Consider the following 17980-nt stretch of genomic DNA (forward strand, 5'->3'; position numbering starts at 1 on the left):
TATAGACGAAGACGCGCCGGCACCCGGCGCAGGTTGCCGGGTGCCGGATGAGTCACAGGCCACTATGGCCGAAACAATCGGCTGCTACGAGGTGTGCGGGCAGTTGCCCCGCGACTCCTGGATCGCCGAGCCGCTCGGCAGCGGGCAGAGGAACTGCTCGTACCGGGTGTCGTTGTCGATGAACCGCTTGAGCCAGGAGATGCTGTACTTGGCGATCGTCACGTTCGCCGAGGTCGGCGCGGAGTGGGTGGCGCCGTCCAGCTCGATGTACGCCTTGTCCAACGTGCTCGGCAGGCTGGTGTAGAACACCTCGGCGTGCGAGGACGGCGGCGCCGTGGTGTCGTTCTCCCCGCCGAAGATCAGCGTCGGCACCGTGTCGGTGGAGAAGCTCTTGGTGGTGTGCCAGGGGGCCAGCGGCACCGCGGCCTGCAGCGACGGCCGGTTGACCGAGGCGGAGAGCGCCCCGCCGCCGCCCATCGAGTACCCCATCACGCCGGTCCGGGTCGCGTCGATGCGGGACTTGACCGAGCTGGAGCCGGTCAGGTAGTCGAGCGCGGCGAGCAGCTGGGTGGCCCGGCTGTCCGGGAAGTCCAGCGTGGTGTTCGTGTCGATGATGAACACCACGAAGCCCTGCGAGGCGATCCGCGGGCCCAGCCAGGCGACCGCCGACTGGGAGTTGGTGAAGCCCGGGGCGATGGAGATCGCGCCGAACGTGCCGGCCGTGGTGTCGGTGGGGTAGTAGATCGTCCCGCCGCCGAAGCCGCTGACGCTGGAGCGGGAGACGGTGACCGTCGCGGTGGCGAACGGGCCGGTCACGGCCTCGATGCTGGCGGTGGTCGGCGCGGGACCCCGCTCATAGGGGTTGTCGGCGGCGTGGGCGGGTGCGGTGCTGATCGCGACGATCGTGACGGCGGTGGCGACGATCGCGGCGATTCTTGATCTGACGGCGAGCACGTGGACCTCCGGAGAGGAGCGCAGATCGATGGACGTAGATATCGTCCGTCACGGAGCTACTCGCCGGTAATCCCATGGCCATAATTGTTACCGCGTTATGTCCGGCGCGACAGTACCGAGTTGCTTCACGTGGCGCAGCAGCGGCGCCGACTCGACCCGCTCCACCCCCTCCAGCTGTCCGATCCGCTCGCTCAGATAGCGGTAGAACTCCGGCATGTCCCGGCAGATCGCGGTCACCTGCAGGTTCGTCGGCCCGGTGGTGGCCGCCGCGAAGACCACCTCCTCGTGCTCGCTGAGCGCCTCGCCGACCGCCGCGAGCCGCGACGGCGCCACCGAGAGCCAGAGCAGCACCGCGGCCCGGTACCCGAAGCTCTCCATGTCCACCTCGACGTCGCCGTAGAGCGACCCGGACTCGAAGAGCTCCTGGGTCCGCCGCCGCACCGTCGACTCCGGCCAGCCGGTCACCCCGGCCAGGTCCGCGAAGCTGAGCCGCCCGTCGCGGGCCAGCGCGTCGATCAGCGGCGCGTCCGCGTCGGTCAGGCGGGCCGCCGAGGTCCCGGTGGTGGCCGGCGTGAGGGCGGCGATCTGGTCGTCGGTGAGCGCGCCGTCCCGGCGATCGGGACCCACCGCGCCGCCCACGAAGTTGTGGATCACGCAGTGCGCGGTGACCGCGACCAGGCGCGGGGTCCGGGGCAGCTTCTGCAGCAGCAGCGCCTCCCGGTCGTGGCTGGCCGGCACCCGGACGTTCGCCGAGATCTCGGTGCCGCCCGAGGTGATCGTCACCCAGGCGGTGTCCGGCCGGTGGGCCAGCGCCTTGGCGATCGCCAGCGCCGCGTCGGGCGCCGCGCGCAGCCGGAGCACCCAGTTCTCGTAGCCGAGCCCGATCGGGTTGGGCAGCCCGACCACGCGGACGCCCGCCTCCGCCCGCAGGCGACGGTAGCGGCGCGCCACGGTCTGGTCGGAGACACCGAGGACCGTGCCGATCTCCTTCCAGCCGGCCCGTCCGTTGATGCGCAGGGCGTGCACGACCTGCCGATCAAGATCGTCGAAATCCATGCGAAAAATGTAGCAGCATGTCGAGATCCGCAACACAAGCCGATCTGGAACGAGAAATCCGGGGAAACAGCGCAGAGTGAGCCCATGCGCAAATGGTCACCACTGATCGCCGTCTGCCTCGGCACCTTCCTGTTGCTGGTCGACGTCACCATCGTCGTCGTCGCGCTCCCGGCCATCGCCGGGAAGTTCCACGCCACCTACGCCGACCTGCAGTGGGTCCTCGACGGGTACGCCCTCGCCCTCGCCGCCCTGCTGCTCGGCGCCGGCTCGCTCGCCGACCGGTTCGGCCGCCGCCGCGTCTACCTGATCGGCGTCCTGATCTTCGCCCTCTCCTCGCTGCTCTGCGCGATCGCCCCGAACGAGCAGGCCCTGATCGCCTTCCGGGTGCTGCAGGGCGTCGGCGGCGCCGCCATGTTCGCCACCACGGTCGCGCTGCTCAACGTGACCTATCACGGTCACGACCGGGGCGTCGCGTTCGGCGTCTGGGGTGTGGTCAACGGCGTCGCCGCCGCGGCCGGCCCACTCGCCGGCGGCCTGCTCACCGAACACTTCGGCTGGCGCTGGATCTTCCTGGTCAACCTGCCGGTCTGCATCGCGGCCGCCTGGTTCACGATCGCCGGCGTGGCCGAGTCCAAGGCGCCGTCGGGCGGCCGGTTCGACGTACCCGGAACGCTCACCTTCACCGTCGCCGCCGGCTCGCTGACCTACGGCCTGATCCGCGCCGGTGACGCCGGCTGGACCGACGCCGGTGCGCTGGCCGCGTTCGCCGTCGCGGTCGTCGCCGCCCTCGCGTTCCTCGCCGCCGAACTGCGCTCCGACCACCCGATGCTGGACCTGAGCCTGTTCCGCCGGGTCCCGTTCAGCACGCTGATCGCCGCCGCGTTCCTCACCCAGGCCGCCGCGTTCGGCTACCTGCCCTACCTCACCGTCTGGCTCCAGCAGATCCTCGGCAACGGCCCGGTCGACGCCGGCCTGCTCGGCGCGCTCCCGATGGCCGCCGCGTCGATGCTGGTCGGCGCGTTCGCCGGGCACGCCCTGCAGAAGGTCAAGCCCCGCTGGTCGGTCGGCCTCGGCCTGCTCCTGATCGCCGCCGGCGACCTGCTCCAGGCCCGCCTCGACGACGCCAGCACCGGCAGCGCGCTGATCCCCGGCCTGATCGTCGTCGGTCTCGGCGTCGGCTGCGTCCTGCCGTCGCTCTCCTCCGCGGTACTCGCCGAGGTCCCGCGCGAGCGCAGCGGCATGGCCGGCGGCGCCCTCAACACGTTCCGCCAGCTCGGCTTCGCGGTCGGCGTCGCCGTCTTCGGCTCGGTCTTCCAGCACCACGCCGAGACCGGCGCCTTCGCCGCCGGCCTCAATGCCACCCTCCGCCTCGCCGCGGTGATCGCCCTGGTCGCCGGCCTCCTGGTGCTGGCTCTGGCGCGACACCGCGAGCCCGCTGCGGCCCCGGTCCCGGTGGGTTGAAGGCTTTTCCAGTACGCCGTCCGGGCCCTCGCCGCGCTCAGGAGGCACTGCCTCGCGGGGCGCGCGAGGCAGTGCCCACTCCCGGCCACAGCGCGTCTCCCGCTCCCGGCTGGTGCTCACGGTTGACCCCGCTGGCCGATTCCGGATCGCGGGGTGGGCGTTCTCGGTCGTTGCCCGGGTCGGGGGTTATCCACCGCCGGGGTTTGTCCACAGGGCCCCGGGCCAAGATCGCTGTTTTGTGCCACTGTTCCGTTAGGGATGGGGGTTTCCCCCGGTCGGGGTGGGCCCCGTCTGGCCGGACTTGATCAACATTTCATGATCAACTACGGGTTTGATCTTGGTGGCTGGCGTTCTGGGGTGTGTCGGCGGGCTGGAGTGACCCGTGAGCGCCAGCTTTCCCGGCGCGGCTGGTGTTCAGGGGTCTCTCGGGCGCCGGAGACACCCCGGATCGCCAGCCGACCGGGGCCGAGGCACCCCGGATCGCCAGCCCGCCACCCACGGGGCGCCGCCCGGCCGGTCCACGAACGAATCCTGGCGGGCGGGGCCGGCGATCCGCGGACGGCGAGTGTTCGGGTGGGCTCGCTGGGCGTCGCCGGGTGGGCGGCGGCGGTCCGGGTGGCGTCGCCCCGTTCCGGGCGCGGCGCCGTATCGCCCCCTGCGCGGCGCCGTATCGCCCCCTGCGCGGCGCCGTATCGCCCCCTGCGCGGCGCCGTCTCGATCCGGGCGCATCATCGTGGTGTGCCGAAACGTGTGGACCATGAGGAGCGGCGGCGTCACATCGGGGAGGCGCTGCTGCGGATCGCGAGCGAGCGGGGTCTGCAGTCGGCGACCATGCGGGAGGTGGCGGCCGAGGCGGGCGTGTCGCTACGGCTGGTGCAGTACTACTTCACCAGCAAGGAGGAGCTGCTGGTGGCCTCCCTCGCCTACCTCGCCGAGCAGCTCACCGCCCGGGTCCGGGAGTTCATCCGGGCGCTCGGGGACCCCACCCCGCGCACGATCGTGGTCGGCACGCTGACCGCGGTCCTCCCGACGGACGCCGAGGGATTGCGGCTGACCAGGGCGTACACCGGCTTCTACACGCTGGTGTTCAGCGAGCCGGAGCTGGGCGAGAAGCACGGGCCGACCTATCCGGACAGGATCGAGCGGCTGATCACCACACACCTGCGCGCCGCGCAGGAGGCCGGGCTGGCCGACCCCACCCTGCACCCGGAGATCACCGCGGCCGGTCTGCTCGCCCTGGTCAACGGCCTCGGCTCCAGTGTGCTCGGTGGCCAGCGCGACGGCGCCGCGGCCCTGGAGATCCTGACGTACCACCTGGACCGGATCTTCACACCGAGCGGAGTGCCGGCGGGCGGAGTGCCGGCGGGCGGAGGATCCGCGGACGGCGTCCCATCGAGCACCGCCGATCGCGCCATCGACTGATCGCTGAGCGTGATTGTCCGCGAGCTATCGTCGGACCGTGCCGATTCCCGCCGTGCGGCCCCGTCCGGGCCGAGCCCGCGCGGCGCGGCTGCTGACCGTCGTGGCGTTCACCCTGATCTGCACGCAGGAGGTCCCCGCCGTCCGCCCCGCCGCCGCGCCCGCGGTCGCCGCCGTCGCCCCGTCCCCGTCGGCCTCCCCGTCCCCGAGCCCGTCACCTTCCGGAGTGAAGCCGTCCGCTCTGGATCAGCTCGCCGGCCCGGCCGCCCCCGGTGACCTCGACGTCATGACGTTCAACCTCAAGTACGCCAGCAGGGCCACCCCCAACTCGTGGAAGCAGCGCCGCCCGGTGATGCGCACCCTGCTGACCGTCGAGCACCCCGACCTGATCGGCACCCAGGAGGGCCTCCCCGACCAGCTGCGCGACATCGAGTCCGACCTGGGCCCGGAGTACGACTGGATCGGCCTGGGCCGGGACGGCGGCGACGACGGTGAGCACATGGCGATCTTCTTCGACACCACCCGGCTGAGCCCGGTGAAGTCCGGGAACTACTGGCTCTCCACCACCCCGGGCGTGCCCGCCTCGGTCAGCTGGGGCACCAACTTCACCCGCATGGTCACCTGGGTGCTCTTCGCCGACCTGCGGACCGGCCGCCACTTCTACGCGGTCAACACCCACCTCGACAACACCAGCGAGAACGCCCGCCGGCACGCCGCCCGCCTGATCCGGTCCAGGCTGGCCGCCCTCGACGACCTGCCGATCATCCTGACCGGCGACTTCAACAGCCCGGCCGAGACCGGCAGCCAGGTCTACCGCACCCTGGTCACCGAGCCCGGCTACCAGGACGTCTGGGACACCGCGCCGTCGCGCGGCCCGGAGTACCAGTCCATCCACAACTATCAGCCGCTGGTCCGTGACGGCGAGCGCGACGACTGGATCCTCGCCACCCCCGGCGTGCTCCCGGTGGCGGTGCTGATGAACACGTACCGCCGCGGTCGCCAGTACCCCAGCGACCACCTCCCGGTCGAGGCCCGTATCCGCCTGCCCTGCCCTGACGCGTATTGCGGAATGCCGGGAGGGTCGGGGGAAAGGTGACCCGGTGTGACCGGAAGAACGCGCTCGGGTGCCATTCGGCTTGGTCGGGGTCGGTGGAAAGAACGAGCAGATCACTGAAGCGGGTGATCGGTATTGGCGATCAACGGTGACGCCCGTCTACGGTGACCGCGATATCCGGTGGAACGCGCCCCGGAAACGCGAGAGCATCGATGGGGAGGGTGGGTTTGGAAAGGTTTCTGGATCTGCCGTTCTTCAAGATCCTGCGCAATGGCGTCTCGACCTTCAATGCGGTGGCCACGGTCTGCACCGCACTGACGGTGGCGGGAACCGCGGTCTTCTATTTCGTCTCCCATCTTTCGGCGGACGGCATCGCGGCGATGGTGGCCCTGGCGCCGGCCGGGCTCGCCGTGGTCGTCTCCGGCACGCTCTCGGTCGCCGCGCAGAAGCTGCCGACCGCCGAGTACCGGATCGAGCACCTCTCCGGGACGCTGATCGTCCGGCCGGTCGACGGCCACCACAGCTACACCAACGAGCGGGTGCAGACCGTTCGCCCGCTGCGCAACGACACGCGCCTGGTCGAGCTCCGCTCGTACGTGACCGGCCGCTCCCAGGGTGAGACCCGAGTGGAATCCATGTTCCCGGACCAGGTGCTCTTCGACGGCCGGGTCGCCGAGGACGACGGGCGGTACCGGCGGTGGATCTATCTCGGCGCGCCCCGGGGTCGCGGCGACGCGGTGCAGGTCGGCGTGCGGCAGACCTTCGACGACGCCGCGGCGGCGATGCTGCCCTTCTACCGCGAGGGCGGCGGCACGCACCGGGTGAAGGACATGACGGTGACCGTGCGGTTCAGCCACGACGAGGATCCCGACGTGGAGGGCCTGGTCTGGAACACCAACTCGAAACCCGGCAAGAAGGCGGTGGTCGGGACTCTCGAGGTGAAACGGGTCAATAACCGGCGTGACGGCACGGTGGACTACATCGTGCATATTCCGCGGCCGAAAAGGTACCACTGTTATGGTTTCCGGTGGAGGTGGAGCAGTTGACATGCGCTTTTATCGGCGCCCGTGTGTGCTGCTCCGGAGGGTACGAGACCAGCGCTCGGGTGAGGAAATACAATGGACAACGACTGATGTAAACAATTCCGGGTCTGTGGTGGTGCGGCGTACCGCCACAGACCCGGAGCCCGACACCCGGAACCGCGATATCAGTTGTTTTCCATCTGGCCACCCATCTCGAACGCTTGTCTCAAGTACAGCACGAAACGGCACGCCGGTCCACCGCATTCCCTCGCCGTCGAGAATGGACCGCGAGCATTGTCGGCGCCGTTTCAGGGCCGCTGCTAGAATGGCTCCCATTGTGCTCGGCCCGGGAGGGCCGCCCGATCCGCGGAGAAGCCGCCCCGGCCCCGGGGATCCCCCCGCCGCGATCATGTCGGGAAGCCGACACCGGTACCCGGCGAGGGCGCCTACCGGCCCGGACGGGCGGCGAGTATGTAGTGGCGCAGCCGTACCGGCCGTCCGTCCGGCGTGGTCCAGTCGGCGGTGGTGGCGTGGGTGAAGCGCCACCCGGTCGCCTCGTAGAACGCGATCGCGCCCGCCCGGCCCTCGTCGACCACCTCCAGGACCAGGTCGCGGCCGTGCTCCGCCGCCCACGAACGGACCTCGCCGAGCAGGCCGGTGGCGACGGACGCACGGCGGTGATCCGGATGGACGAAGAGGCGGGACACCTCCACCGGCCGTCCCCCGGCGTCGCCGACCAGCGCGACGTGCCCGGCCACCGTCCCGTCGGCGCCGGTGGCGATCCAGGAGTGCAGCAGGCCCGGCGGGATCAGCCAGGCGTGCGGGTCGGCCGGCCAGTTGACCGGGTAGCCGTCGCTCTCGTGGACGGTGCGCAGCGTCGTCACGCACCGGTCCACGTCGGTGTGCCGGCGGGTGACGATCCTGACGGGGGTCACCGGAGCATCGCGGCGTCGTCCGCCGTACCGGAGGAGGTCTGGATCGTGAGAACGGGTGTCGCCGGGACCGGCTGCTCCGCCGGGATCGACGCGATGCCGGCCAGGATCAGCGCGCCGCCGATCATCTGCACCGCGGTGAGGCTCTCGCCGAGGACCAGCCACGCGAAGACCGATGCGAACACGACCTCCAGCAACCCCATGAACGAGGCCAGCCGCGACCCGATCCGCCCCGACCCGAAGATCCCGGTGGCGTACGCGATCGCCGTCCCGAAGACCGCCACGATCCCCAGCGGCACCCACCACGGCACCGCCGACCCGAAGAGCGTGATGTCACCCGTGGACGCCGTGAACGGGATCAGCCCGGCGGCCCCGACGGCACCGAGTACCAGCCCGCCGAGCAGCAGCCCGACCCCGGCCAGCGCGACCGGCGGCAGACCGTCGTGTGCCCGCGCCGCGACCACGTAGTACACCGAGCAGCCGATCGCCGCCGCGAACGCCAGCGCGACGCCCACCGGGTCGACCGCCTGCAGCGCGCCCGGCCCGATCACCAGGACCAGCCCGCCGACCGCGAGCAGCGACCCGAGCAGAACGGCCGGCCGGGGGAGGTGCCGGGTGGTGGCCCAGGCCCAGAGCACCAGCAGCAGCGGTGAGGTGTACTCCACCAGGAGCGCCGTGGAGACCGGGATCCGGTGCACCGCCGCGAAGTAGGTGAGCTGGGTGAACGCGACCCCCACGAGCCCCATCGCGGCGACCCGGGTACGCGCCGCCCAGAGCAGGCGCCACCGCCCGCGGAGCGCGACCAGCACGATCGGCAGCAGCAGGAGCCCGGCGGTGAGCGTCCGCGCGGTGACCGCCGCCGCCGGTGACCAGCCGGTCTCCAGCAGCGGCTTGATGAAGGCGCCCGAGGTCGCGAAGGTCGCCGCCGAGACCACCGCCGCGGCCAGTCCCAGCCTCATGGCGTCTCCTTCGTCAGGGGCTATCGTGGTTACGCTCATGACGCTAGGCGGCCCACCGTGAGGAGTCAACATGATCTTTGCCCCTGACACCGAGGGAGCGCTCGCCTTCGTCGTGACGCTCGTCAACACCGCGCCGGAGGCCAGCCGCAGCGGCGACGACGAGCTCGCCACCGTCGCCCAGCTGCGAGAGCTGCTCAGCCACGACGCCTGGTCCGGCCGTTTCGACTTCGACGATCAAGAGCTTTCCGGGGTACGCGAGACCCGCACCCTGCTGCGCGAGCTCTGGTCCCTGGGGCGCGACGACGCGGTGGAGGTGGTCAACCGGATGCTCCGCGAGGCACAGGCCGTCCCGTACCTGGCCCGCCACGACGACCTGGACTGGCACATCCACGCGGTCAGCCCGGACGCCCCGCTCGGCATCCGCATGCGGGTCGAGGCCGCGATGGCCCTGATCGACGTGATCCGGATGAACGCCACCACCCGCCTGCGGGTCTGCGCCGCCGACCACTGCGACGCCATCCTGGCCGACCTCTCCCGCAACGGCTCGAAGCGCTTCTGCAGCACCCGCTGCGGCAACCGCACCAACATGGCCTCCTTCCGCTCCCGCCGGGTTTTAGGGCGCGATATGAACAAGAATTGACGAATTCCGGGTCTAAATTGCTACCCTCGGCGTGAGATGCAGGGAGGCTCAGGTGTTACTCCGGTTTCGGGTCACCAACTACGCGTCGATCAGGGATGAGCAGGAGCTCAGCATGGTCGCGCTCGACGACCACCCCGAGCTGGCGACCACGGAGGTTCCGCTCAGCAAGGATCGAGTCCTGCCTGTCGCCGGGATCTTCGGCCCCAACGCCTCGGGCAAGTCCAATCTGATCAAAGCGATGTCGTTCGGCCGCAACGCTGTGATCGAGTCGCATCAGCATTGGCTGCCCGAGGACCCGATTCCGCGCTGGCCGTTCCGGCTGGACGACGAGAGCCGGGATGCCCCCAGCGAGTTCGTCTTCGAGTTCATTCATCATCAGGTGCGATATGAGTACGGATTTTCGCTGAACGACATGGCGATCCTCGAAGAGTGGCTGTTCTCCTGGCCGAAGGGGCGCAGGTCGGTGCTGTTCGAGCGCACCGGGATGAACATCAGCTTCGGTGCGAGCTTGACCGGTCAGAAGGCTGCCATCGCTGATCTGGTCCGGGAGAACAGTTTGTTCCTCTCTGCGGCGGCGGCCAACAACCAATCCCATCTGCGCTCCGTTGCGACATGGTTCAGCCGCTGGAGGAGGACGACCTCGGCACATATCGTCGGCCAGCCAAACGGATCCGTGGACGAAGAGACCATCAAGCTGCTTCGCTACGCGGATACCGGTGTGATCGGTTCCACGATGGTGGAACGGTCAGCGGAGGAGATCGCTCTCAGCCTCGGCCGATCCGGGCGGTTCCGGACTCGTCGACCGCTCAACGACCAGGGCACTCCTGACGATGAGCCCGTTCGCAAGCCACCTCCCACTGTGGAATTGATCCACGAGGCCCGAACAGAGAGCGGAGGTGTGTCACTTCCCTGGGCATGGGAGTCGTCTGGTACTCAGATGTGGTTCCGCCTCGCTCGTACGGCGGTCTTCTGCCTCCGTGAGGGCGCAGTGCTGACGATCGATGATCTCGGCGGTGACCTGCATCCGCTGCTGACCGCTCAGCTCGTCGGGCTCTTTCAGGACCGGGAGACCAACCCGCACGGCGCACAGTTGATTTTCACCGGCCACGACGTCAACCTACTCGGGCGCCACGTGGAGCACCGCCTACGGCGCGACCAGATCTGGCTGACCGAGAAGTCACCGGGGATCGGCGCCACCAAGACGTATCCACTTACCGAGTACGGCCGTGTCCGTGACGGCGTGGACGATGTCGAGGGCCGTTATCTCCAAGGCCGCTACGGGGCGGTTCCATTCTTCGATCGCTCTCTGATCACCGAGCTCATCGAGGAGCCCTCGGACAACGGCGCGCAATAGCCGACGGCTGTCACGCTGCCCCGGCGCTGCCACCGAGGCCGGGACCATCGCGATCGTGTGCGAGGGCTGAGGAGCTTCTGAAGCTTCGGCGAGTCTGAGTCGGGGTGGTCACAGGAAGCGCGGTTACCTTGGGACACTCCCGCCCCCGGCTGGAGGATGTGACCATGCTCCGCAAGACGGTCGCGGTAGTGGCGGCGGTCGCCGCTCTCGCCACGCTGCCGTTGCAGATCGCCGCGCGCCTCGCCGTCACGCCGGTGGAGGCCGTGGTCGCGACGCCGCCGATGGGGTACAACGACTGGAACGCGTTCGGGTGTGACGTCGACGACCGGCTCATCCGGGAGACCGCCGACGCCATGGTTGCGAACGGGATGGTCGCCGCCGGGTACGAGTATGTGAACATCGACGACTGCTGGTCGCTTCCGGAGCGACGCGACGGCCGCCTGGTCGCCGACCCGGCCAAGTTCCCGGACGGTATCAAGCCGCTCGCCGACTACCTGCACCGCCGTGGGCTGAAGCTCGGCATCTACGGCGACGCCGGGACGCTGACCTGTGCCGGGTACCCGGGCAGCCTCGGCCACGAGCAGGTCGACGCCGACACCTGGGCGTCCTGGGGCGTCGACTACCTGAAGTACGACAACTGCCACAACTCCTCGGACGGCTCCCGTGCCGACTTCGTGCGCCGCTACACCGCGATGAGCTCGGCGCTGCGCCTCTCCGGCCGCCCGATCGTGCTGTCGCTCTGCGAGTGGGGCCAGTCCCAGCCGTGGACGTGGGCCTCCGGGGTGGGCCAGCTCTGGCGTACCACCGGCGACATCGCCGACACCTGGGACAGCCTCCGTTCGATCATCGCGCAGAACGCCCCGCTGTCCCGCTACGCCGGGCCCGGCGCGTTCAACGACCCCGACATGCTCGAGGTCGGCAACGGCGGCATGACCGATACGGAATACCGCACTCACATGATCATGTGGGCCATGATGGCCGCCCCGCTGATCGCCGGCGCCGACCTGCGCGCCCTCACCCCCAGCACGCTGGCCCTGCTGACCGATCCCGGCCTGATCGCCATCGACCAGGACCGCCTCGGCCTCCAGGCCACGGTCCTCTCCGACACCGGTGGCCGTCTCGTCCTCGACAAGCCGCTCTCCGACGGCGATCACGCCATCGCCTTCTACAACCCCACCGACACGGCGGCCTCGATGGGCGTCCGCCTCACCGCGACCGGCCTCGCCGCTGCCCCCGGCTACCGCATCCGCGACCTCACCACCGCCGCCGAGTCCCCGGCCACCCCCACCCTCGAGGCCACCGTCCCCCCGCACGGCACCGCCGTCTTCCGGATAACCCCCTTGAAAGGCCCCACCTAGTGAAAACCCTTCCCGGGTACGGCCGTCCGGGCCGTCAGGCGGGCCCGGTCGCGGCGAGGCCGGCCGGGCTATGTGTGGGCGAGCTCGCCGGAGAGGGTGACCATCACCGTGGCGACCTCGCGGGCGTGGTCGTGCAGGTGGCGCAGGAGGTCCGTCGAGTCGGCGGGGTGGTGGTGGGCGCGTTCCTCCAGGTCGGCGCAGATCGCGGCGAACTGGTTGGCGCCCAGCGTCGCCGACGAGCCCTTCAGACCGTGGGCGAGCCGGGCCAGGTTGCGGGTGTCGCCGGTGGCGGCGGCCCGGTCCATCCGGTCGAGGACGGCCGGCAGGCGGTCGGCGAAGTTGTGCAGGATCTGCGCGAGCTGCCGCCGGTTCCCGGGAACCGAACCGGCGATGCTGCCGACGCAGGCGCGGATGTTGTCGGACTCGGCGAATCCGACGCCGATCTCCACCCAGTCGCCGTTCTCCGACTCCGCCCAGGTCCCGGCCCCGATCCGGGCGGCCGCCGCGTCGACGGGCCGGTCCCGGGCAGGGGAGGGGGAAGGGGCGGGAGTAGGAGTGGGGGACGCGGGATGCCGTCCGAGCGAGGCCGCGATACCGGCGGGTGCGGCGGGGCGGAGGACCGCGGGCGGCTCCAGCGTCGTGGTCATCGTGTGCAGCGGGGCCAGGCGCGGGGGAGCGGTGGCCAGCCGGACGTCGGCGTGGGCGGCGGCCGCGGCCAGCACCGTGTCCAGATCGGCCTCGTGGATCGGCTTGGCCAGGAAGCCGTCCATCCCCGCGCGCTGGGCGGCCGCCTGATCGTCGACCATGGCGTTCGCGGTGAGCGCGACGATCCGCGGCGCACCGTGCGGCGGTGGCGCGGACCGGAGGCGCTCCGTCGCCGCGAGTCCGTCCAGCACCGGCATCTGGACGTCCATCAGCACCAGGTCGTACCGGGCCCGGTGGACCGCCTCGACCGCCGCCGCGCCGTCCGCGACGATCTCGACCTGGTGGCCGCGGCGTTCCAGCAGGAGTTGCGCGACCCGCTGGTTGACCGGGTTGTCCTCGGCGACCAGGACGTGCAGGGAGCGGCCGGCCGGTACCACGGGCAGCGCGGGTGCCGGCTCGTCCAGGACACCGGGGCGCAGGCGCAGGGTGACCGTGAAGGTGGAGCCCTGTCCGGGCTGGCTGTCGACCACGATCCCGCCGCCCATCGCCTCGGCCAGGCGCTGGGTGATGACGAGGCCGAGGCCGGTGCCCTGGTACGTCCGGGCGGTGGAGGCGTCGACCTGGCTGAACGGGAGGAAGAGCCGGTCCAGGTGATCGGCGGGGATGCCGATGCCGGTGTCCCGTACGGCGATCCGCACGGTGTCCCGGTCGTCGGGTAGAGGGGAGGACGCGGGGGAGAAGGGCGGCGCGGTGGAGACGTGGACGGTGACCGCCCCGTGCTCGGTGAACTTGACCGCATTGCCGAGCAGGTTGACCAGGATCTGGCGGATCCGGCCCTCGTCACCGGCGACCACCTCCGGGCAGTCCGCCGCCAGATGGCTGGAGAGGTGCAGGCCCTTGGCGTCGGCGGTCAGCGCGACCAGGTTCATCGCCTGCTGTACGCACGAGCGCAGCGCGAACGGCCGCTCCTCCAGGCTCAGCTCGCCCGCCTCGATCTTGGAGAAGTCCAGCACGTCGTTGATGATCACGAGTAGCGAGCCGCCGCTGGCGTGCACCGTCTCGACCAGCTCCCGCTGCCGGTCGTCCAGGTCGGTGCCGAGGAGCAGTCCGGTCATCCCGATCACCGCGTTCATCGGCGTACGGATCTCGTGGCTCATGGTGGCGAGGAAGGCCGACTTGGCCGCGGTCGCCGCGAGCGCCTCGTCGTGGGCGGAGACCATCGCGCTGGTGGAGGCGTTCACCGCGCGTGCCATCTGCGCCAGTTCCTGCGGCCCGGTGACCTCGGCGCGCTGGGTGAGGTCGCCCTCGAGGACGCGCTGGGCGGCCGCGGTCACCTGCCGGGCCGGCGCGGTGATCCGGTGGGTGATCCAGCGGGCGGCGAGCAGCACCAGCGCGGCGGTGACCACCGAGACCCCGAGGATCAGGCGCTGGGTGAAGGCGGCGCTGGAGTCGGTGGCGTCGATCTGCGCGGCCAGCCGGGACTCCTCGTGCCGGTGCATCGCGCCGACCAGGTCCAGCACCGGGTCCATGTCGATCCGGCCGGGGTCGTCGAGCAGCACCCCCAGCTGATCCAGATGGCGTTCCTGGACGGCGTCGCCGGCGACCTCGCGCCGCAGCCCGTCGACGCGCAGGCCGACCTGGGCGACGGCGTCCCGGTACCCGGGCGAGCCGGCCGGGGAGTGGTCCAGGTCGTGCACGGCGTCGTTCAGCCCGCCGAGCATCCCGAGCCGCATGTGCGAGTGCCGCAGCGGCTCCTGGCTCCGCTTCAGGTCACCGATCCGCACGTACGCGCCGGTGCCGACCACCGCGAGCGCGAGAAGCGCGAGCAGGAACCCGGCGGCGAGCATCCGGCCCACGGTCCAGCGGGAGATCCGGTCACCGCGGTCCGCCATGAGAACTACCCTAAGTAGCCGAGGGAGGGAGTGCGGTGACTTCCGTGCTGGTGGTGGACGACGACCCGACCGTGCTGCGGATCGTCGAGACGGTGCTCCGCTGCGGTGGTATCGCGGTGGAGAGCCGTGGCTCCGGGCGGGACGGTCTGCGCGCCGCGCACGAGCACGTGCCCGACCTGGCGGTGCTCGACGTGGCCATGCCGGACATGGACGGGCTGGCCGTGTGCCGTGCGCTGCGGGAGGACGCGGAGACCGCCGACGTCCCGATCATCCTGCTCACGGCGCGCGGGCGGTGGCTCGACGTGGCGTCCGGCTACGACGCGGGGGCGGACGACTACCTGGTCAAGCCGTTCACCGCGCAGGACCTGCTGCACCGTGTGGAGGTGCTGACCGGAGCCGGGCCGCGGTGACGGGCGGCCCGCTCCGGGCGTACCGGAGGGAACTCAGGAAGCGGACGGCCCGGCGCCGCCGCAGTCACCGCCACCACCCGGCCCGCCGCCGCCCGGACCGCCCGAGGGCATGCCCCCACCGGGACCGCCGGAAGGCGGGGCGCCGCCGCCACCGGGACCGCCCCCGGAGGGCATGGCACCGCCCGACGGCATGCCGCCGCCGGGACCACCGGAGGGCATCCCGCCGCCGCCCGGACCGCACGACGGGGTCGAGGTCGTCGTGGTGCCGGCCGGCGTGTCGGTGTCGTCGTCGGACGAGGAGTCGCCGCACGCGGTGATCAGCAGCGCGGTGGTCAGCGTGGCCAGCGCGAGTGCGGCGTGGTGCCGTCGTGTCGGGGTACGCAAGGAGGCTCCTGGGAATCGGGTCCGTTCGTGCGGAGGAACAGCCACAATCTACGATCATGAGCAAGCTACTGGGGCAAAACCGGAGTAAACGGCGCATCCGGTGGATCGGCGCCGGGATCGTCGTGCTGGGTGTGGCGGCCGGCTGCGTGATAGCGGTGATCAATCACGAGGACACCACGGTGACCGCGAAGATCGTGGTGTCCGACGTGGGCACCGGCGACGTCACGCTGGACGTGGCGACGACCGGCACGGTGGAGCCGGCCACCGAGCGCGACCTCTCCTTCGGGGTGGACGGCACGGTGGAGACGATCAAGGTTCGGGCCGGCACCACGGTCACCGCCGGGCAGAAGCTCGCCACCGTGGACAAGACGGACGCGACGACGGACGTCGACGACGCCGAGGACACCCTCGACGACGCCGAGGACCGGCTGGCCGCCGCGGAGACCGCGGCCGCGAAGGTGACGGCCAGCGCCACGATGTGCGTCACCGCGACCTCCGATCACCGCGGCGGCGGGGCCACCTCGACCGCGGTGGCCGCGGCCACCGGCGATGCGCCGCTCTCTCTGGAGCGGACCGCCGCGACCGCGTGCACCACGCCCGGCTACCCCGACACCCAGAACGATCAGGTGCTCAGCGCCGAACAGTCGGTCAACCGGGCGGAGGTCTCGGTCGCCGAGGCGAAGATCGCGCTGGCCGGGGCGACCATCAAGGCCCCGATCGCCGGCACCGTGGTCTCCGTCTCGGGCAGCGTCGGCGACAAGGTGAGCAGCGGGAAGACCTTCGTCACCCTGGCCGACACGTACGACATGCAGGTCGAGGCGGACTTCCCGGAGGCCGACGCCGGCTCGCTCGCGGTCGGGCAGACCACCACGATCACGCTCGCCGACCACGACGACACGCTCGACGGCACGGTGGTGCAGGTCGACCCGGTCGGCACCTCGGACGGCACGCTGGTCCGCTACGGCGTGGTGATCGCGTTCGGTGAGGCGCCCAGCGACCTGCTCGTCGGGCAGAGCGCGCAGGTCCAGGTCCGGGTCGGCGAGAAGAAGAGCGTGCTGCGCGTCCCGTCCACGTCGGTGCACGACGTCTCGGGCGGCTCCGGGACGGTCCTGGTCCGCCACGACGGCGAGTCGAAGGAACGCACGGTGACCGTCGGACTGCAGGGTGATTCCTACACCGAGATAACCGACGGACTGACCGCCGGAGAACAGGTCGTACGTTCCTGGTGATCGGGAATACCGGCGAACACCCCACCACGAACCGGTCGCTGAGGACATGATGGCTCATGTGAAAGCCCTTCGTTCACCCAGCACGGCGATCAACGCCCTGCTGGCCCTCCTGGTCGTGGGCGCCGTCATCTGGGGCGTCACTCTGATCAGGGATACATCCTCCGGAAACGAGGCTGCGGCCTCCGGCGTTCGTACCGTCACCGTCACGCAGGGTACGGTCACCAAGACCGTCTCCGCGGACGGCACGGTGGAGAGCGCCTCGACCGCCGCCGCGACGTTCGAGACGTCCGGCACGGTCACCAGTATCAAGGTCAAGGTCGGGGACACCGTCACGAAGGGCCAGCTCCTGGCCCGGGTGGACGCGAGCGATGCCCAACGCTCGCTGGACCTGGCCGAGGCCAACCTCGATGCCGCGAACGACGCCCTGGACCGGGCCGAGGACGCCGGCACCGACACCACCACCGCGGAGAACGAGGTCACCTCGGCCGAACTGGCCGTGGACGACGCTCAGGCCGCGGTGGACGGCACCAAGCTCACGGCCCCGATGGCGGGTACGATCACCGCCGTCAACGGGACCGTGGGCGGATCCTCCTCTTCCTCCGGATCCAGCGGGGGAAGCAGCAGTTCGAGTACGAGCACCAGCTCCGGTGGCTTCATCGATCTGGCGGATCTCAGCAAGATGCAGATCACCGCCTCGTTCTCCGAGTCCGACGCGACCTCGCTGAAGGCCGGGCAGTCCGCGACAGTGACGTGGAACGCCCTGGAGAGCGCGGAGACCACCGGCAAGGTCGTCCTCGTCGACCCGACCGCGACCACCAGCAACAGCGTGGTCACGTACGGGGTGACGATCAGCCTGCCGGACCCGCCGGACGGCGCCAAGCCGGGCCAGACGGTCAGTGTCGCGGTGGTCACCGGCAGCGTGGAGAACGCCGTCTCGGTCAACTCGGCGGCGGTCACCGCGACCGGCCGCCGGTACACCGTCACGGTGCTCGACACGTCCACCAACACCCAGGAGACCCGCCAGGTCCAGGTCGGGCTCGAGGGTGACGACGCGTACCAGGTCACCTCCGGGCTGACCGCGGGCGAGAAGGTCGTCATCCCGACCAGCACGACCACCACCAGCAACTCCAACTCCGGTGGGGGTTTCGGTGGCGGTGGCGGGTTCACCGGTGGTGGCGGGGGCCAGGGCGGCCCTCCGGGCGGGCGCTGAG

At 70.8% G+C, this 17980-nt stretch carries 16 protein-coding genes; 10 read left to right on the top strand and 6 right to left on the bottom strand.

Annotation, left to right across the window (positions count from 1 at the left end; genetic code table 11):
- Window positions 1–84: 84 nt before the first annotated feature.
- On the bottom strand, window positions 85–954 hold the full coding sequence (locus AB0M08_RS33070; protein WP_364501919.1) for an alpha/beta hydrolase: 870 nt from the start codon (window positions 952–954) through the stop codon (window positions 85–87).
- An 87-nt stretch (window positions 955–1041) separates the two neighbouring features.
- Entirely contained in the window at window positions 1042–2010 is a 969-nt protein-coding gene (locus AB0M08_RS33075; protein ID WP_364501921.1) for an AsnC family transcriptional regulator, read from the bottom strand.
- An 84-nt stretch (window positions 2011–2094) separates the two neighbouring features.
- Between AB0M08_RS33075 and AB0M08_RS33080 the strand changes: the two genes are divergently transcribed.
- The 4 genes from AB0M08_RS33080 (at window position 2095) to AB0M08_RS33095 (ending at window position 6990) form a co-directional block, all read left to right on the top strand.
- Window positions 2095–3471: an MFS transporter gene (locus AB0M08_RS33080; protein ID WP_364501923.1), complete on the top strand. Its 1377-nt coding sequence runs from the start codon at window positions 2095–2097 to the stop codon at window positions 3469–3471.
- A 738-nt stretch (window positions 3472–4209) separates the two neighbouring features.
- Window positions 4210–4893, top strand: a complete 684-nt coding sequence (locus AB0M08_RS33085; protein ID WP_364501924.1) for a TetR/AcrR family transcriptional regulator — start codon at window positions 4210–4212, stop codon at window positions 4891–4893.
- A gap of 37 nt (window positions 4894–4930) precedes the next feature.
- On the top strand, window positions 4931–5986 hold the full coding sequence (locus tag AB0M08_RS33090) for an endonuclease/exonuclease/phosphatase family protein (protein WP_364501926.1): 1056 nt from the start codon (window positions 4931–4933) through the stop codon (window positions 5984–5986).
- 185 nt (window positions 5987–6171) lie between these two features.
- A complete protein-coding gene (locus tag AB0M08_RS33095) occupies window positions 6172–6990 on the top strand; it encodes a hypothetical protein (RefSeq protein WP_364501929.1) in 819 nt (272 codons plus the stop codon).
- A 422-nt stretch (window positions 6991–7412) separates the two neighbouring features.
- Here the strand turns inward: AB0M08_RS33095 and AB0M08_RS33100 are convergent, their stop codons facing one another.
- Together AB0M08_RS33100 and AB0M08_RS33105 are read right to left on the bottom strand one after the other, a co-directional pair.
- On the bottom strand, window positions 7413–7901 hold the full coding sequence (locus AB0M08_RS33100; RefSeq protein WP_364501931.1) for a GNAT family N-acetyltransferase: 489 nt from the start codon (window positions 7899–7901) through the stop codon (window positions 7413–7415).
- The gene (locus AB0M08_RS33105; protein ID WP_364501934.1) at window positions 7898–8857 is read right to left on the bottom strand and encodes a DMT family transporter; all 960 of its coding nucleotides are present in this window, start codon (window positions 8855–8857) and stop codon (window positions 7898–7900) included. The genes AB0M08_RS33100 and AB0M08_RS33105 overlap by 4 nt, the downstream gene beginning before the upstream one ends.
- 70 nt (window positions 8858–8927) lie before the next feature.
- On the opposite strand from AB0M08_RS33105, the gene AB0M08_RS33110 reads away from it, so the two are divergent.
- The 3 genes from AB0M08_RS33110 (at window position 8928) to AB0M08_RS33120 (ending at window position 12209) form a co-directional block, all read left to right on the top strand.
- Window positions 8928–9497, top strand: a complete 570-nt coding sequence (locus AB0M08_RS33110; protein ID WP_364501937.1) for a CGNR zinc finger domain-containing protein — start codon at window positions 8928–8930, stop codon at window positions 9495–9497.
- Window positions 9498–9609: 112 nt separating this feature from the next.
- Window positions 9610–10851 carry an ATP-binding protein gene (locus AB0M08_RS33115; protein WP_364501940.1) on the top strand — a complete coding sequence of 414 codons (1242 nt, stop codon included), beginning with the start codon at window positions 9610–9612 and terminating at the stop codon, window positions 10849–10851.
- Between the two features lie 164 nt (window positions 10852–11015).
- Window positions 11016–12209: a glycoside hydrolase family 27 protein gene (locus tag AB0M08_RS33120; protein ID WP_364501942.1), complete on the top strand. Its 1194-nt coding sequence runs from the start codon at window positions 11016–11018 to the stop codon at window positions 12207–12209.
- Window positions 12210–12277: 68 nt separating this feature from the next.
- Here AB0M08_RS33120 and AB0M08_RS33125 read toward each other — a convergent pair whose 3' ends face one another.
- Window positions 12278–14746: an ATP-binding protein gene (locus tag AB0M08_RS33125; RefSeq protein ID WP_364501946.1), complete on the bottom strand. Its 2469-nt coding sequence runs from the start codon at window positions 14744–14746 to the stop codon at window positions 12278–12280.
- Between the two features lie 35 nt (window positions 14747–14781).
- Here AB0M08_RS33125 and AB0M08_RS33130 point away from each other — a divergent pair, with 35 nt between their 5' ends.
- Entirely contained in the window at window positions 14782–15156 is a 375-nt protein-coding gene (locus AB0M08_RS33130) for a response regulator (RefSeq protein WP_364501949.1), read from the top strand.
- Window positions 15157–15189: 33 nt separating this feature from the next.
- Here the strand turns inward: AB0M08_RS33130 and AB0M08_RS33135 are convergent, their stop codons facing one another.
- On the bottom strand, window positions 15190–15540 hold the full coding sequence (locus tag AB0M08_RS33135) for a hypothetical protein (RefSeq protein WP_364501952.1): 351 nt from the start codon (window positions 15538–15540) through the stop codon (window positions 15190–15192).
- Window positions 15541–15596: 56 nt separating this feature from the next.
- Here AB0M08_RS33135 and AB0M08_RS33140 point away from each other — a divergent pair, with 56 nt between their 5' ends.
- Together AB0M08_RS33140 and AB0M08_RS33145 are read left to right on the top strand one after the other, a co-directional pair.
- Entirely contained in the window at window positions 15597–16769 is a 1173-nt protein-coding gene (locus tag AB0M08_RS33140) for an efflux RND transporter periplasmic adaptor subunit (RefSeq protein ID WP_364501955.1), read from the top strand.
- 49 nt (window positions 16770–16818) lie between these two features.
- A complete protein-coding gene (locus AB0M08_RS33145) occupies window positions 16819–17979 on the top strand; it encodes an efflux RND transporter periplasmic adaptor subunit (protein WP_364502032.1) in 1161 nt (386 codons plus the stop codon).
- Window position 17980: the final 1 nt, after the last annotated feature.

The organism is Actinoplanes sp. NPDC051851, assembly GCF_040681165.1.
Taxonomy (GTDB): Bacteria; Actinomycetota; Actinomycetes; order Mycobacteriales; family Micromonosporaceae; genus Actinoplanes.

What these genes read in the sequence shown, in the direction of transcription:
- AB0M08_RS33075 (WP_364501921.1), bottom strand. Translation starts at nt 2,010, where the DNA reads ATGGATTTCGACGATCTTGATCGGCAGGTCGTGCACGCCCTGCGCATC.
- AB0M08_RS33105 (WP_364501934.1), bottom strand. Translation starts at nt 8,857, where the DNA reads ATGAGGCTGGGACTGGCCGCGGCGGTGGTCTCGGCGGCGACCTTCGCG.
- AB0M08_RS33120 (WP_364501942.1), top strand. Translation starts at nt 11,016, where the DNA reads ATGCTCCGCAAGACGGTCGCGGTAGTGGCGGCGGTCGCCGCTCTCGCC.
- AB0M08_RS33145 (WP_364502032.1), top strand. Translation starts at nt 16,819, where the DNA reads ATGGCTCATGTGAAAGCCCTTCGTTCACCCAGCACGGCGATCAACGCC.
- AB0M08_RS33115 (WP_364501940.1), top strand. Translation starts at nt 9,610, where the DNA reads ATGGTCGCGCTCGACGACCACCCCGAGCTGGCGACCACGGAGGTTCCG.
- AB0M08_RS33140 (WP_364501955.1), top strand. Translation starts at nt 15,597, where the DNA reads ATGAGCAAGCTACTGGGGCAAAACCGGAGTAAACGGCGCATCCGGTGG.
- AB0M08_RS33110 (WP_364501937.1), top strand. Translation starts at nt 8,928, where the DNA reads ATGATCTTTGCCCCTGACACCGAGGGAGCGCTCGCCTTCGTCGTGACG.
- AB0M08_RS33080 (WP_364501923.1), top strand. Translation starts at nt 2,095, where the DNA reads ATGCGCAAATGGTCACCACTGATCGCCGTCTGCCTCGGCACCTTCCTG.
- AB0M08_RS33125 (WP_364501946.1), bottom strand. Translation starts at nt 14,746, where the DNA reads ATGGCGGACCGCGGTGACCGGATCTCCCGCTGGACCGTGGGCCGGATG.